This is a genomic window from Pantoea sp. V106_11 (assembly GCF_029967885.1).
In the GTDB taxonomy this organism is placed as follows: Bacteria; Pseudomonadota; Gammaproteobacteria; order Enterobacterales; family Enterobacteriaceae; genus Pantoea; species Pantoea ananatis.
On the sequence record NZ_JASCAK010000023.1, the window covers coordinates 82,137 to 97,088 of the forward strand.

Genomic DNA, 14,952 nt, shown 5'->3' on the forward strand with positions numbered 1-14,952 from the left:
CCCGTTATGTATAAGTAACCGATCACCTAACCGGCCCTGCAACCATGGGAAAAAGACAATGTCAGAAACAATACCGTTAACGATGCAGGTCAATGGTCAGACCCAACAGATCAGCATCGATCCTCGCGTAACCTTATTAGATGCGCTGCGCGATCATCTTAACCTGACCGGTACCAAGAAAGGGTGCGATCAGGGGCAGTGCGGTGCCTGTACCGTACTGGTAAACGAGCAGCGGGTACTGAGTTGTCTGACACTGGCCGTGCAGACGCAAGGTAAAGCCGTGACCACAATTGAAGGTCTGGAACAGTCCTCGGGTGAACTGCACCCGGTGCAACGCTGTTTTATTGAGCATGATGGTTTCCAGTGTGGCTACTGTACGCCAGGTCAGATTATGTCTGCGGTGGCCTGCATTAAAGAAGGCCATACCGGTTCTGACGACGAAATTCGGGAATATATGAGTGGCAACCTCTGCCGCTGCGGTGCTTATCCTTTCATTCTTGATGCCATTAAACAGGCCGCGGCGGAAATGGCGGAGGAGGCACGATGAATGAATTTCACTGGCAGGTTGCGCAGTCCGTTGAGGATGCTGCTGGCGCCAAACAACATCCCCAAAATCATCTTATCGCGGGTGGGACGACACAACTCGATTTAATGAAATGTGGTGTCTTTACGCCGTCCCGGCTCACTGATATCGCTGGATTACCCAACTTGTCTGCGATTGATTTTGGTCAGGATAACATCACCATTGGCGCTCTGGTCACTATGAGTGAGCTGGCGAATCATCCGGCCTGTGAACGCGAAGCGCCGGCTTTGTACGGCAGCTTATGGCAGGCGGCGTCGCCTCAGATTCGCAACATGGCTACTATCGGCGGCAATTTATGCCAGCGCACACGCTGCGCGTATTATCGCGATCCGGCCACCTTCTCTGCGTGCAATAAACGCGTGCCTGGCTCCGGCTGCGCTGCGCGGCATGGTGTGAATACCAACCACGCTATTCTGGGAAACAGCGACCACTGTGTGGCGGTTTATCCCGGCGACCTGGCGGTCGCTCTGACGGCATTCGATGCAACGGTGGTGGTGCAAAACAGCCAGCAGCAGAGCCGACGCATTCAGATTGAAGATTTCTTTCTTCTGCCAGGTGATACACCCCATCATGAACATGCGTTGCTGGCGGATGAAATCATCGTAGCCATTGAGATCCCATGCTCCCCGGCGCTTAAGCAGTCTCACTATTTAAAAGTCCGCGATCGCACCTCCTACGAATTCGCCAGCGCCAGTGCAGCCGTTGGACTCACGCTTAATCAGGGAATGATCGAAACGGTCCATATTGCTTTAGGTGGTGTGGCAACAAAACCCTGGCGCGCGCGCCGCATTGAACAGGCACTGACAGGACAGCCTTTTGAGCACCAAACGCTGTATGAGGCTGCAGAGCTGATTAACCAGGAAACACAGGCGCTCTCCGGGAATGCGCATAAAATACAGCTTACACCGCGGGTAATCGCACGCGCCTTGATGGCGGCAGGAGAAATCGTATGACCCATGACCAAAACGACCTGCTTCACAGTGGGAACGACGTGGATTCCATAGGCGATCACAACGAACGCTATCGCCGCGCACCCGCAAGCCTGTCAGGACTGGGAACGCCGCGCACCCGGGGTGATGGTGAGGTTAAAGTGACAGGAAAAGCGCGTTACGCGATCGAACATACACCCGAGAATGCTGTGCACGGCGTGGTCATCCAGTCCACCGTCGCCAGCGGTCGCATCAGAAACATGGATACCACTAAAGCAGAAAGCGCAGCGGGTGTTATTGCCGTTTATACGCATCTCAATTCACTGAAAATTCATCAGCCGACGGCAATCGCTGACGGGGGCGCCGCGCAGACAACCTATACGCCGATCCAGGATGACGTGATTATTCACAACGGTCAGAACATTGGCCTGGTGGTGGCCGAAACCTTCGAACAGGCAACTTACGCAGCTTCGCTGGTAGAGATTGACTATGACACCACGCCTGCGCTGATATCACCGACAGATGAAGGGGTGGAACCCAAGCCGCTCCCACCTCAGGATATTGAGATGGGTGATGCGCAGAACGCCATGAACCAGTCTGAAGTCCGCATCAATCAGCGCTACACGACCCCGCGTGAATACAATATGCCCATGGAACCCCATGGCTGTATTGCACAATGGGAGAACGATCATATGACCGTCTGGGAACCCAGCCAGTGGGTGATGGGCGCCCAGGTCGAAATTGCGGAATGGATGGGCATCTCACCCAAACAGGTACGTATCATTTCGCCCTATGTGGGGGGCGGCTTCGGTTCTAAGCCCGTGCCTTACACACATGTTGCGCTGGCCTGTGTGGCCTCGCGCGCGCTCAATCGTCCGGTTCGTGTGTCACTGACGCGACCGCAAACCTTCACGGGTTTGGGCGGACGTCCGGCAACCTCACAACAGCTGGAAATGGGGGCGACGCGGGAAGGAAAGATTCAGTCCGTTATCCTGCGCAGTTTTAGTGAGACATCACTTATTGACGTGTTCGCCGAAAACTGCAGCAAGGTCACTGGCCGCATGTATGCCATCGAAAACCTCTCTGCCCAACATCAGGTCAGACCTATTAATACGGTGACGCCTGGCTGGATGCGCGCACCGGGTGAAAACCCCAGCGCGTTCGGTCTTGAAGTAGCGATGGATGAGATGGCTTACGCACTGGATCTTGATCCCCTGGCTTTTCGGCTACTTAACTGGGCCGATCGTGATTACCAAAAAGATCTTCCCTGGAGTTCGCGTCGGCTTAAAGAGGCCTACCAAAAAGGGGCTGAGGCGTTTGGTTGGGATAAACGCGTCATGGCGCCCCGATCGATGCGTGAAGGACGCGAACTGATTGGCTGGGGAATGGCCTCGGGGACCTACCCGGTCAACACCATGCCAGCGGAAGCTAAAATCCTGCTTTCTCCGCAAGGTCAGTTCGTTGTGCAGTGCGCAGGAGCGGATATTGGTACCGGCACTTACACCATACTGGCGCAAACCGCCGCAGATATTCTGGGCGTTGATTCACAGCGCATTGATGTTGAATTAGGCGATACGCAACTGCCCCGGGCTGGCGTTGCGGGCGGCTCCCAGCTGGCAGGGAATCTGACCGCTGCCGTAGACGATACCGCGAAAAAGCTGCGCGCCCGTTTACTGGCGTTGGCCAGCCAGACCTCAGGTTCCCCTCTTGCCGGCATTTCGCATGACCAACTCACTCTGGCCCAGGGTGGCATCCATCTCACGGCTAAACCGTCTCAGGCCATTGATTTGGGGGCGCTGCTTAAGCTGGCTAACCTTAATGGGCTCAGCGTTGAAGGCGGCACGTTTTCACCGAACATGTCTGCGCAGGAACGGGACAGCGTTACCGGTAGCCTGAATGAAATGAGCCGACCGGATACGGTCTCGGCCCACAGCTGGAGCGCACAGTTTGTTGAGGTGCGGGTGGACGAAGACTTTGGCACCATACGGTTGAAACGTATGGTCGCGGCCTTCGACAGTGGCCGACTTTATAATCCTAAACTCGCCCGAAGTCAGTGGGTGGGCGGCATGATCATGGGGGTAGGTCAGGCATTACTCGAAGGCGGCATTATCGATCCGCGTAATGGTCGGGTGATTAACAATAATCTTGCCGATTATCTGATTCCAGTGAATGCGGATATTCCCGAGATTACCACCATTGATGTCGGCGAACCTGATTATCAGGCCACCAGCATGGGCGGGAAAACGGTCGGTGAACTGGGCATCGTGGGAGTCGCTGCGGCTATCAGCAATGCGGTTTATCACGCGACCGGTAAGCGCGTCAGGGATTTACCCATCACGCTGGATAAAATCCTTTAAATATGGGTAGCGAGGTTGCCGGGAAGGCGGATGTGAAGACGGCGATTGTGCTCACGGCGGCGGGGATGAGCCGCCGGTTTCGACAGGCAAGCGGCCAGCATAAACTGCTGGCGGTACTGCAAGGAAAAGCCGTCCTCCGGCATTCGCTGGAACAGGCAAGGGCAAGCGGTATGGATATCATTGTTGTGACGCGCCCGGAAGATAAGGCTATTCATGTGCTGCTGGACAACGTGCGTGCTGTTTTCTGTGTCAGTCAGGGGCTGGGAGATTCCATAGCAGCAGGCGTCAGCGCCTGCCTGGACTATGATGCCGTCATTATCGCGCTCGGCGATATGCCTTTTGTCACGACTGACAGCTATCAGGCGGTGGAGCAGGCGTTGCATGCTTCACCGCTTGTACGCCCGTGGGTCAAAGGACAGCCAGGCCATCCGGTTGGCTTCCAGCGAGCATTTTTTTCCGCGCTGCAACAGCTTTCAGGCGACACGGGGGCACAACATTTGCTGTTAAACCAGCAAATCCGCTATGTGCCGCTCAGCGATCGGGGCTGCCTGGAGGATATTGATTACCCGGAAGACTTACTGCGAGTAAGGAGCAGCTCATGATTACGCTGGATCAGCGGGTTATCGAAACGGCCTTGAACTGGCATCAGGCGGGACAGGCGATTTGGCTGTGCACCGTACTTCGCACCTGGGGTTCGTCCCCACGCGCGCCGGGGACAATAATGGCGATTAACGCCTGCGGTGATTGCTGTGGCTCGCTTTCTGGCGGCTGCATCGAAGAAGATTTCCTGGCACGTCTGGCGGAAGGGCATTACCGGATAAGCAGCCAGGTTGTCCGATATGGTGATGGCGGACGGCAAACCCGGGTGCAGTTGCCTTGTGGCGGCCGTCTGGACGTGCTGGTGGAACATCTGCTTCCTGACATGCTCAGTGGCGCGTTGTTAAGTGCGATGCATCAGGCGCTTATCGGCCAAACCCGGATGATCAAAAAGTTGTCCGTGGGCGAGCGCGCATCGTGGGAGAGGGTTGCAACGTCGGCCGCCTTACCCGTGCTTAGCTATCAGGACGCCGACATCGTGTTGCCAGTCGGCGCGATTCCTGAACTGTTGGTGGCAGGGTATTCCACGGTTGCGTTTGAATGCATTCGTCTTGGGCAATTTCTGGGTTTTCATGTGCGCGTCTGTGAGCACCGTTCGGCAATGTTAAGTGAACTGGAGCGTCATTTTTCGGGTGAAGACAACGTGACGATTGTGCCGCAGCATCCTGCGCGCTGGCTGGAGTTAAACGGTGCCCATGCTGCTGTTGCCATTGTGTCGTTAACACACGATCCCCGTATTGATGAGTTAACCATGATGGAAGCGGTCAATACGCACGCTTTTTATATCGGCATCATGGGATCGGTAAAAAACAGCGCTAAGCGTAAGGCACGCTTAACGACGATAGCCGGATTGGCTGAGGATGAGCTGGCCAGGATTCAGGCACCGATAGGTTTGGCCATTGGCAGTAAAACGCCTGCGGAGATAGCGTTATCAGTGATGGCCGATATCGTAAGGGTCAAAAACCAACACTGATATTATACCAGCCGGTTCTGGCGGCGCGATGTTCAGTCTGCCGCCAGACCGCGCTTTAAGGCGATGCTTTCTCCAGCGAATAAAAGTAGGTTCCTGAATAGGGAACAGGCAGGAACGTGGTGAATATCTGCTGCAGGGTGTGTTCCGGATCAACGTCTTTAAACCGATCCGGATAAAGGGTTTTAGCAAAAAATTCCGCTGCCGCAACGTGCCACGGGCTGAGATAAAAGTTGTGCCACAGCGCGGCAGCATGACCGTTATGAAGGGCCCGAAGCTGCTTAAGGCCATTTTGTTGCGCAGTCAGCTGGATCAGGGACGCGCGTGTTTCAGCCGAACTGATGGCGGGACCGATCTTCAGATCCGATGAATCGCCGCTGTCTCCGCTACCTGTCGCAAAATAAAAATCCGGATGCGCGACAATCACGGCTTCTTCATTCAGTCGGCCAAAAACGCCAGCCAGGGTTTTACCGGCAATGTTATCTCCCCCTGCCAGCGACAACACCTCGCCGAGACTGCCATTCACAGCGGTGACGCAACATTCATTGCGGCGGCCCAGGTGGAGCTGTAACAGCACGGTAGGTTTAGAGCCTTGATAACGGGCAAGGCGCTGCTGAATAACCTGCATATGTTGCTGATAAAACTGGTTGAACGCCGATGCACGCTGTGGCTGATCCAGTACATCCCCAAGGATGGCAACACTCCGCATGGTGTTTTGCAGTAAATGGACCCGCAAATCGATTTTAACCACGGGAATGTTTGCCGCTTTCAACGCCTTTTCCAGCCGTTGCCCGGCATCACTGCTGCGGGCGAGCTCGGGCAGGATCACCACGTCTGGTTTTAACGCAATCACCTGTTCAGGATTAATATCATTTATTCCATCAAAACCTAACGACGGTATGCTGAGCATCTCTGGAAATTTGTGCGCAAAAATATTCCATGTTTGCCGGTCATACTTCTTCAGATCTTGTGGCCAGCCGACCAGCCTTTTGAACGGATTGCCGGGTTCCAGCATGGCGAAGGTGTACAACATTCTGCTTTCGCCAAGAACAATACGCTGAGGACGATCGGGAATATCAACCCGATCGCCATTAATATCAGTAATCGTCTTGCCCCAGGCGACGCTGCTGACTGTCATGGAGAGCAGCAGGAGCAGGAGCCGCCAGAATGTTTTGCAGGGATCAGAATTCAACACGGGCTTGCACCATCAGGTTACGGGTTTCACCTTCACGTACGCGCAGGTTACCGCCGCTCGACGTGTAGTAATGTTTGTTAAACAGGTTATTAAGATTCAGTCTTAACTGCGTTTTTTTACCCAGTAGCTGATTGTTCCAGGCAATAAAGCCGTCAGCGACAACGTAATCCGGCAAAGAGAAGCTGTTATCCGGATCGCCGGCGCGACTGCCAACATAGCGTGCGCCACCACCTACACGAAAATCACCGGGTAAACTGCTTATCACCAGGTTATGACTGAGGTAAAGCGCCCCGGCATGTTCAGGTGCATTCTGTAGGCGATGGCCGTTGTTGGCCGGATTAATTCTGTCATCGACGATTTCGGCATTGTCATAACTGTAATTGGCACTGATGTCCCAGTCGGGCGCCACTTCACCATTAACCTCAAGCTCAACCCCTTGAGACCGCGCCTTGTTAATAGGGCGGGTGGTGCCGTTAATGCTCAACGACATCTGCCTTTCATCAATGTTGTAGAAGGCGACCGAGGCGAAAAGGCGAGGGGTGATTTGCCATTTGCTCCCTGCTTCCCATGTCGTTCCCTGTTCGGGTTGACTGACATTGCCCGCATCATCAACATCGGTTGACGGGGTAAAGGATTTACTTATGCTGGTGTAGAGCGAAATATCTGGCGTGATTTTATAAATCAGCCCGGCCTGTGGCAGGAATTTATTCCCTTCATCATCCAGTGTCTGAACGACCGGGTTAAAACCTTTTGAAGCTCGTTGCTCATAATGTTGGTAACGCCCGCCCACGACGGCGATCCAGTCGGACGTCAGCGAAATACTGTCTTTGACATAAACCGAGCGGCTGTGGATACGGTTTAAGTTGTTGGCATTCGCCGTATTCTCTGTCGTGCTGTCGGTGACGGGAGAAAACATGTCATAAACCGGATTGAAATAGTTGAAGCGCCTGTCATTCTTGCCCTGATACTGATGCGCCCGATAGGTTTGGTTCATTTCATAATCGGTGCCAAACACCAGCGCATGCGTCATGCCAAAAAGTTCCGGATTGCCCAGAACATCCCAGGAGACGTATTTGGTTTTTTGATTAAAGCCGCGATTGGCATCCGCGCGCCGGGTGACAACGCCGCTGGCAGGATCAATGGCCGTTACCCGCACCTCATTATTGTCATAACGGCGCTGATTCCAGCCAAGCGTCAGGCGCGTGCTCCAGCTGTCGTTGAACTGCCAGTCATAATGGGCGTTCAGCGCCTGATTGCGTCCCCAGGCATGATTGGCTTTATCGTCCAGCCGCTGTTTGTAGGGCAGTGAGAGGGGTGAGCCGTTGATAAACGCTGTGCCGCGATCGTAGGGAATATCATAACGATAATCGCTGTAACTGATTAACAGGCTGGCCTTCTCCCCATACCACTGAAGAGAGGGAGCCAGCAGCGAGTGTTCATCACTGCCAAAGTTACGCCAGTAATCCTGGCGTTGTTTTTCCGCGATGAGCCTGAAGGCAACGCCGTTGCCCAGTGGGCCCGTAACATCCAGCGTACCGGCACCGCCGCCTTCGCTTGCGTAGCGGCCACTGACCGCTGAGTGCCAGGAATATTGCGGCTTTTTGCTGATCACGTTGATGATCCCACCGGGATTCTGAATACCGTAGAGTAACGAAGCCGAACCCTTTAGCACCTCGACGCGTTCCGTGGTGGCATCCAGATTGAGTCCCTGGCTGCTGCGGATGCCGTCGCGATAAACAGACCCATCAGAATTACTCCCAAAACCGCGCCGCACAAAGCCATCTTCCGTGCCTGCCAGGGTGTTTGCTTCAGATACGCCACTGACAAAACGCATTGCATCACTCAGGCTGCTGGCCTGGTAGTCATCAAGCTGTTGTTGTGTCACGGTACTGACAGACTGTGCCTCATCCAGACGCGCCACCGGGGCTTTGCTGGCCACGCTGGTGGTGGGGATGGTGTAGCCATCGTGACGATCTGCGTCACTGGTTACCGTCACCGTATTATCACTGACCGCCGCCAGGCCTTTACCCGAGGCAAGCAACGCGCCAGAACACATCGCCAGCATGACTGCCTGCTGGATCCCCAGGTTTTTAATCTCGTTGGAACGTTTTTTCATTATTTTTTCGCTGATCATCAATGACAGAAATAAAGGGAATAACCCTGTGTATTGCGTGTATTTATTCAGCGACGGGCAGATAACCTCATCATCTCGCCCTCGCTTTTTTGTAATTGATAATCATTCAATCATTGGCTGATGTAGTAGTAAACAGAAAAGAGAGGGTTTTCACTACATTCTGAAATGTTACCTGGCATGCAGTAAAAACGGTGCGTGAATGAATTTATATATTGAATTTAAAGGTTTTTTTAATTCATGCTGGGCGAGTGAACGCGTAAGCTGTCCCAGGAAGAGGATCCTGTGGGCGATAAAATTGCTTGCTGACTACATTGTGCAGGGCCATTATCTGCAGGCGGGAAATGAGAAACATTATCCTTTATCCGGCTTATTGGGGCCTTCTGCATTCATGTTTCCGGCACTCATGTCGCTTCAGGATCAATACGTGCGGGAATAACATCACATGTTTACTAGTGAAAATGATAAGGCGGACGATCATCGCAATGCAGACTAAAAGCCGCGTTGATATCGTGGGTGAGCGTATCCGGTCACGTGAGCATCAACTCTCTCCACGCCTTCTGGCTGTCGCGCATTACATCAATAGCAATCGGGAAACGGTGCTTGACAGCACGGCGATGGATATTGCTGACGCCAATCATACCTCTGACGCCACCGTTATCCGCGCAATCCAGGCGCTGGGGTTTTCGGGCTTACGCGATCTGAAAAAAGTGCTGCAGGCCTGGTTCGGCCCTGGCATGTCGTCAGAGGAGAAGATGACAACCACGGTCAACGACGTAACGCGTGATGTCACCTCGTCCATAGACTTTGTTTTGCAGGGGCATCTTCATGCCTGCCATGTTTTATCCTCTGAGCAAAACCGTCAGGCGCTGGCCGAGGCTACCGGATTGATGATCGAAGCCCATCAGGTTGCCATTTTTGGCATCAATGCCTCAGGCATCCTTGCGGACTACAGCGCCCGCCTGTTAAACCGAATCGGCCTGGCGTCATTCTCACTTAATCGGGCAGGGATAGCGCTGGCGGAGCAAATGCTGGCCTTGCAGCGCGGCGATGTGCTGATCATGATGGCGCAGAAGTCTGCCCACCGTGAGGGAAGCACCGTGGTGCGTGAAGCCAAAAGACTCGGCGTGCCCATTATTTTACTCACGAATGCCACTGACTCCTTTTTTGCCCGCGAAGCGGATGTGGTAATCAACGTTCCACGCGGTGGAGAGAAGGGGCGAATTCCGCTCCATGGCACCGTAATGGTTTGCCTGGAGATGATGATTTTGTCGGTTGCCTCCTCCCTGCCTGACCGCACCGTGAAAACCATGAAAAGACTGCAGGACCTTTACCGCGGGCTTAAGCCTGCGGCTAAAAAATAGCGCCTTCGTTGGGTGTCACACAGCTCCAACCTGATGAGGCCTGTCCACGGCCGCCAGGGTTGACGACATTGCCTCCGTCCTGGCCTCGCCGGGCACGTTTTTCGCGCTCCGGGCTCAGGTGCGGCTGTGGCTGGCACTTTTCGGAATTTTAAAAAAAGTTTTCGTTTTTGCGAGCGCACCCCAGCTTTCACCTGGAGCCTTTTACTCTCAACGGCTATTACTGAGCCGTGATGTTATTTGCTGTTCTTCGATTTATCCATCCTTGTTACATCCCTGAGCGGAGCAAATGATGAAGAGAGCGCGCGTGTGGTTTCCTGTATCCTTAGTGGCGCTGGCCACGGTGAGTGCCCTGACAACACCGCTGCCGGCCATGGCATGGGACAGTCTTACCGTATTCGGTGACAGCCTGAGCGATACCGGAAATGTGGGTCGGTTTACCTATAATTCTGCAACCAATCCGCTGTATGACGAAATCCTTGCGCGGCAGGCAGGGCTTACGCTCCAGCCTTCTTCCCAGGGCGGCAGCAACTACGCGGCAGGCGGGGCCGTTGCCGTACCCGCTATTAATCCGCAGTTTAATACTCAGGATCAGGTGGCGCGTTACCTCGCATCGACCAACGGTCGGGCCGATCCCAACGGATTATATATTCACTGGATAGGCGGTAACGACCTGGCCGCAGCCGTTGCGCTTCCTCCGCTGGCAACCACCCTCATTGACAACAGTGCCGGTGCGGCCGCCAGTCAGGTGAAAGCGCTGCTCAATGCTGGCGCTGGCACCGTGATTGTGCCGACAGTCCCTAACGTAGGCGCCACGCCCGCGCTGATCGAGGCGATTCTTCAGCCGTTTAGTGCCGCAGCCGTGTCCGCTGCCTTTCAGTCACTGGATGCCGCCGCAACGCCCAACAGTGCCGCCAGACAGCAGGCTATTCAGGCTGCGTTCAATCAGGCAGCCGGACAACTCTCCGGTGTCCCGGCGGTTCGCGATCTGCTCGCGCAGCAGTTATTCGCCGCCTGGCAACAGCTGAGCGCTCAGGCGGCAGCCTTGACGGCGCGGTACAATCAGCTGGAGGAAAACGCGCTGGCAAATACCCAGGGAAATATCGTCCGGGTTGATATTAATGGGCTCTTTAGTGAAGTCATCGACAACCCCGCAGTTTATGGATTGAGTAATACCGCAGGCATGGCCTGTCCGCCCGGAACCTCCTCCGTTGACTGTACCTCATCAATAGCTGGTTTTTCGTCCCAGCAAAATTATCTGTTTGCCGATCGCCTTCATCCCAGTCCGGCGGTACATGCCATCATTGCCGACTACATTCAGTCGATTCTGGATGCACCCGCGCAGGTTGCGGTGCTGACGCAGGCCCCACTCGCCATGCTGCATGACATGCACAACACACTGGATGGTCATCTTCAGCAGCAGCGCAAGCAACCCGCTGAGGCCGGTCAGTTCACCGTATTTGGCGGTTATGCCGGTCAGCATGCCCGCAATAAAAACGATGTTTTCAATGATGGCGACACCGATACCGCCAACCTGTCTGTGGGCATCGGTTATCAACTGAGCGATAACTGGCAGGCCGGTGCGTTGCTGTCGACCGCCAGTCAACGCCAGCATCCCTCTGATCGGTATGATTACCGACTGCGTGGCAATATGGTTGCGCTCTGGAGCCAGCTGCAGCTGATGGATCGGCTCTGGCTTAACGCCGACGTCCACTATGCGGATCTGGATTACGATGCAATAGAACGGCGGATAAAACTTGGACCTGCAACGCGAACGGAGCAGGGAAGCAGCGGGGGTAAACTGATGGGGCTGCGCGTCCAGACAGGCTGGGATTTACCGCTAGGCGAGGTCATCACTACCGGTCCGGTAGCCAGCTATGCACTGGACTACGTGCAGGCAGATGCTTATCAGGAACGGGGCGACAGCAGCAGCGCCATGCGTTTCTCCGATCAAACGCGGCACTCACAGATTGGCGCAGCGGGCTGGCGTATCGACACCCAAGGATTATGGATAAACCCCTGGGCACAGGTCAGCTATAACCACCAGTTTGGCGACAACGACTCAGCCGTGAGCGCGGGGTTAAAATCTACCCGCACCACCTTCCGGCGCACCAGCGCCGGCCAGGATAAAGACTGGGTGGATATGGCCGTTGGCGCCAATGTGCCCTTGGGCGAGGCGGTGACCGCATTTGCCGCTGTTTCGACGGTGGTGGGTGACCGTGATTATCGCGACGTCACATGGAACCTGGGCCTGAGCGCTCGTTTTTAAGAGGATGTTGTCGCAGGGACGCGATAAAAGTTTGCTTTCTCATGAACCCGGGCGCTGGACTGACGGATACCCCGGCCTGTGTCCTGAGGTCACCGCCACGAGATAAATCGTTACCTGGCTGAGGGAGGGTGAACGGCTCAGAAAGTTTGACGGATCCCGCTTCGCAAGCGGGTTTCGGTAAGGTATAGTGCGCGTTTTTGGAGGAACCATGCTGACCCAATCATCTACACGGCTCAATAAATACATCAGTGAGAGCGGAATATGCTCCCGCCGCGATGCCGATCGCTTTATCGAACAAGGCAACGTTTTCATCAATGGCAAGCGCGCGGCGGTAGGTGCCCAGGTCTTTGCAGGCGATGTCGTAAAAGTGAATGGTCAGTTAATTGAGCCACGTGATGAAGATGATTTGGTGCTGATTGCGCTGAACAAGCCAACCGGCATTATTACCACTATGGAAGAAGGCGAGCGCGATAACATCAGTGATTTTGTCAATCACAGCAAGCGCGTTTTCCCTATTGGTCGGCTTGATAAAGATTCTCAGGGCTTAATTTTCCTGACCAACCATGGCGATCTGGTCAATAAAATTTTGCGTGCCGGCAACAACCACGAAAAGGAATATGTGGTGACCGTCGATAAGCCTGTTACCGACGAATTCATCGCGGGCATGGCGTCAGGTGTTCCCATGTTGGGTACGGTAACCAAAAAATGCAAAGTAAAGAAAGAAGCGCCTTACGTGTTTCGTATTACGCTGGTTCAGGGGCTTAACCGGCAAATCCGTCGCATGTGCAAACACTTTGGCTATGAAGTGACTAAGCTTGAACGCACGCGCATCATGAACGTCAATCTTAAAGGGATCCCTTTAGGAGAATGGCGCGATCTCACGGATGATGAACGGGTTGAACTGTTTAAGTTACTCGAAAATTCCTCTTCAGAAGACAAGCCAGCGAAGAAAACACCACAGAAGAGTCCGGCGGCAAAGAAACCGGCAAAAAATGCCGTTAAACAGGGCGAAAAGTCAGAGGATAAACCGGCGTCACGCAAGCGCTTTACCCAGCCGGGTCGTAAGAAAAAAGGGCGCTAGAACGGATGCGCATCAATGAGTCGTTTCCCTTTGATTATCCGTGAATACCGGCCCGAATGGGCGGATCACTTTTCTACCGAAGCTGCCGTTATCACGGCGGCATTGGGTGAGCATCTTGTGGCTATCCACCACATTGGCAGTACGGCTGTTGAAGGGTTATCAGCCAAACCTGTCATCGATATTCTGGCAGAAGTGATGAATCCTGATGCGCCAACAGCAGAGTCTGGGCTAATACAGGCAGGCTATCAACCGCGCGGAGAAAACGGTATTCCGGGAAGGCGCTATTTTACTAAAGGTGTTCAGGCGCGGACCCACCAGATTCATGCTTTTCTCCCGGGGAATCCGCATATCATACGGCACCTGGCGTTTCGGGATTATTTGCGACACTTTCCCGCGATTCGCCATGAATATGCTGCGGTCAAATACGCCGCACAACGTGCCTGCCAGGGCGATATGAAGATCTATTGCGCATTGAAACATGATTTTATTCAGTTTCATCAGCAACGCGCACTGGCGCTCTTTCCCTTCTGATTTCTTCCACATCCTCGCTCTCAATTACCCGCAACTTTTCTGAAATTGTGTTTCTGCCCTCTACACTTTTTCACTCAGCAGCAAGCGCGTACTGGCGTTTGCCGAAAGTGCCTGAAACGATGAGATAAAGCATGTGGGAACAGCCAATGCGTGCGAGAAAGCGTCAGGCCAGTGCCTCAGGCCGCATAATCAGAAGACGCCACCTTTTCAGGATGAAAACGACATGGCAGGATAAGCCAAATTACTAAGGAGTGGGCCTGATGTTACTGAAAGGTATGAATGATCCGTTACTTAAAGCGTATCAGCATCCAAAATCAAGGTTGATGATCAGTCGTTTCAGAGGGTTAGCGGGGGATCGTCGTCTCAGTGACTGGCAGGTTTTTTGTATTCTGGTCAATGGATTTACTAATTACTGGTACGTACTATCCGGTAATTTCAACATCCATGTTGAATATACTAAAACGCGGCAGTTCGATTTCATGCAGGATTTTTTGCATTTTTCTGTCACGCTCGATGGCTTATTAAGCGACGCGCACTTTCGCTGCCCCGATTTTATTTTGCCGCATTATGATGTTCCTTATGAATTTTGCCGCTGGCGCAGCAAACGCGGTTATGATTCTCCGGTGACGTATGTTGGCAACCACGGTGTTAAATCCCATAAAGGTCTGTTTATTGCCAGCCACGATGCGACGCGAGATGAGTACCTGATGAAATGGGAAGGAACAGTCACGGTTTTTGATAAAGCCTTTTTTAAAATGGGAAGTTTTCAGACTACCTGTGACTTTTTAGTGAATGATATGACAAAAACCATTCGTGAAGGCGTGATCAAGCATTTGAGCCTGTATCGTGACCTGTATAATTATATTTTTCCCTCGCCCGTGGAAGCGCGTATTCAGGCGCGTGACAATAAACGTTATTTGGCAAAGAAATAAACAATCGGCCAGACCT

Annotated in this window: 12 protein-coding genes; 10 read left to right on the top strand and 2 right to left on the bottom strand. The window is 53.6% G+C overall.

The features are described 5' to 3' along the window. Positions 1 to 58: 58 nt before the first annotated feature. Genes QLG08_RS06430 through QLG08_RS06450 form a run of 5 tightly spaced genes read left to right on the top strand, consistent with a single transcriptional unit; the run spans position 59 to position 5,439 of the window. Positions 59 to 547, top strand: a complete 489-nt coding sequence (locus tag QLG08_RS06430; RefSeq protein ID WP_014333021.1) for a (2Fe-2S)-binding protein — start codon at positions 59 to 61, stop codon at positions 545 to 547. Next, on the top strand, positions 544 to 1,536 hold the full coding sequence (locus QLG08_RS06435) for a xanthine dehydrogenase family protein subunit M (protein ID WP_013028038.1): 993 nt from the start codon (positions 544 to 546) through the stop codon (positions 1,534 to 1,536). The genes QLG08_RS06430 and QLG08_RS06435 overlap by 4 nt, the downstream gene beginning before the upstream one ends. Then, positions 1,533 to 3,869 (top strand): xanthine dehydrogenase family protein molybdopterin-binding subunit, encoded by a 2,337-nt coding sequence (locus QLG08_RS06440; protein WP_282472851.1) that lies wholly within the window; start codon positions 1,533 to 1,535, stop codon positions 3,867 to 3,869. Before QLG08_RS06435 ends, QLG08_RS06440 begins: the two co-directional genes overlap by 4 nt. 2 nt (positions 3,870 to 3,871) lie before the next feature. After that, positions 3,872 to 4,471 (top strand): nucleotidyltransferase family protein, encoded by a 600-nt coding sequence (locus QLG08_RS06445; protein ID WP_348996723.1) that lies wholly within the window; start codon positions 3,872 to 3,874, stop codon positions 4,469 to 4,471. Further along, positions 4,468 to 5,439 (top strand): XdhC family protein, encoded by a 972-nt coding sequence (locus QLG08_RS06450; RefSeq protein ID WP_105077514.1) that lies wholly within the window; start codon positions 4,468 to 4,470, stop codon positions 5,437 to 5,439. Before QLG08_RS06445 ends, QLG08_RS06450 begins: the two co-directional genes overlap by 4 nt. A gap of 55 nt (positions 5,440 to 5,494) precedes the next feature. On the opposite strand, the gene QLG08_RS06455 is transcribed toward QLG08_RS06450, so the two are convergent. Both QLG08_RS06455 and QLG08_RS06460 read right to left on the bottom strand, forming a co-directional pair. After that, positions 5,495 to 6,631: an ABC transporter substrate-binding protein gene (locus QLG08_RS06455; protein WP_024471486.1), complete on the bottom strand. Its 1,137-nt coding sequence runs from the start codon at positions 6,629 to 6,631 to the stop codon at positions 5,495 to 5,497. Further along, entirely contained in the window at positions 6,618 to 8,687 is a 2,070-nt protein-coding gene (locus tag QLG08_RS06460) for a TonB-dependent siderophore receptor (RefSeq protein ID WP_241533471.1), read from the bottom strand. Before QLG08_RS06460 ends, QLG08_RS06455 begins: the two co-directional genes overlap by 14 nt. 560 nt (positions 8,688 to 9,247) lie before the next feature. Between QLG08_RS06460 and QLG08_RS06465 the strand changes: the two genes are divergently transcribed. From QLG08_RS06465 to QLG08_RS06485, 5 genes are all read left to right on the top strand, one after another. After that, positions 9,248 to 10,126 carry a MurR/RpiR family transcriptional regulator gene (locus QLG08_RS06465; RefSeq protein ID WP_282472853.1) on the top strand — a complete coding sequence of 293 codons (879 nt, stop codon included), beginning with the start codon at positions 9,248 to 9,250 and terminating at the stop codon, positions 10,124 to 10,126. A gap of 289 nt (positions 10,127 to 10,415) precedes the next feature. Beyond that, complete coding sequence (locus QLG08_RS06470) at positions 10,416 to 12,392, top strand: autotransporter domain-containing esterase (RefSeq protein WP_042676679.1); 1,977 nt, start codon at positions 10,416 to 10,418, stop codon at positions 12,390 to 12,392. Between the two features lie 208 nt (positions 12,393 to 12,600). Beyond that, positions 12,601 to 13,473, top strand: coding sequence for a 23S rRNA pseudouridine(2604) synthase RluF (gene rluF / locus QLG08_RS06475; protein ID WP_014598194.1), 873 nt, complete (start codon positions 12,601 to 12,603; stop codon positions 13,471 to 13,473). A 15-nt stretch (positions 13,474 to 13,488) separates the two neighbouring features. Continuing rightward, complete coding sequence (locus QLG08_RS06480) at positions 13,489 to 14,004, top strand: GrpB family protein (RefSeq protein ID WP_105078514.1); 516 nt, start codon at positions 13,489 to 13,491, stop codon at positions 14,002 to 14,004. A 260-nt stretch (positions 14,005 to 14,264) separates the two neighbouring features. Continuing rightward, the gene (locus QLG08_RS06485) at positions 14,265 to 14,936 is read left to right on the top strand and encodes a hypothetical protein (protein WP_014333033.1); all 672 of its coding nucleotides are present in this window, start codon (positions 14,265 to 14,267) and stop codon (positions 14,934 to 14,936) included. The last annotated feature ends 16 nt before the right edge of the window (positions 14,937 to 14,952 follow it).

Excerpts from the sequence above, each read along its gene's own strand:
- QLG08_RS06430 (WP_014333021.1), top strand. The coding sequence starts at position 59 with ATGTCAGAAACAATACCGTTAACGATGCAGGTCAATGGTCAGACCCAA.
- QLG08_RS06435 (WP_013028038.1), top strand. The coding sequence starts at position 544 with ATGAATGAATTTCACTGGCAGGTTGCGCAGTCCGTTGAGGATGCTGCT.
- QLG08_RS06440 (WP_282472851.1), top strand. The coding sequence starts at position 1,533 with ATGACCCATGACCAAAACGACCTGCTTCACAGTGGGAACGACGTGGAT.
- QLG08_RS06445 (WP_348996723.1), top strand. The coding sequence starts at position 3,872 with ATGGGTAGCGAGGTTGCCGGGAAGGCGGATGTGAAGACGGCGATTGTG.
- QLG08_RS06450 (WP_105077514.1), top strand. The coding sequence starts at position 4,468 with ATGATTACGCTGGATCAGCGGGTTATCGAAACGGCCTTGAACTGGCAT.
- QLG08_RS06460 (WP_241533471.1), bottom strand. The coding sequence starts at position 8,687 with ATGTGTTCTGGCGCGTTGCTTGCCTCGGGTAAAGGCCTGGCGGCGGTC.
- QLG08_RS06465 (WP_282472853.1), top strand. The coding sequence starts at position 9,248 with ATGCAGACTAAAAGCCGCGTTGATATCGTGGGTGAGCGTATCCGGTCA.
- QLG08_RS06470 (WP_042676679.1), top strand. The coding sequence starts at position 10,416 with ATGAAGAGAGCGCGCGTGTGGTTTCCTGTATCCTTAGTGGCGCTGGCC.
- rluF (WP_014598194.1), top strand. The coding sequence starts at position 12,601 with ATGCTGACCCAATCATCTACACGGCTCAATAAATACATCAGTGAGAGC.
- QLG08_RS06480 (WP_105078514.1), top strand. The coding sequence starts at position 13,489 with ATGAGTCGTTTCCCTTTGATTATCCGTGAATACCGGCCCGAATGGGCG.
- QLG08_RS06485 (WP_014333033.1), top strand. The coding sequence starts at position 14,265 with ATGTTACTGAAAGGTATGAATGATCCGTTACTTAAAGCGTATCAGCAT.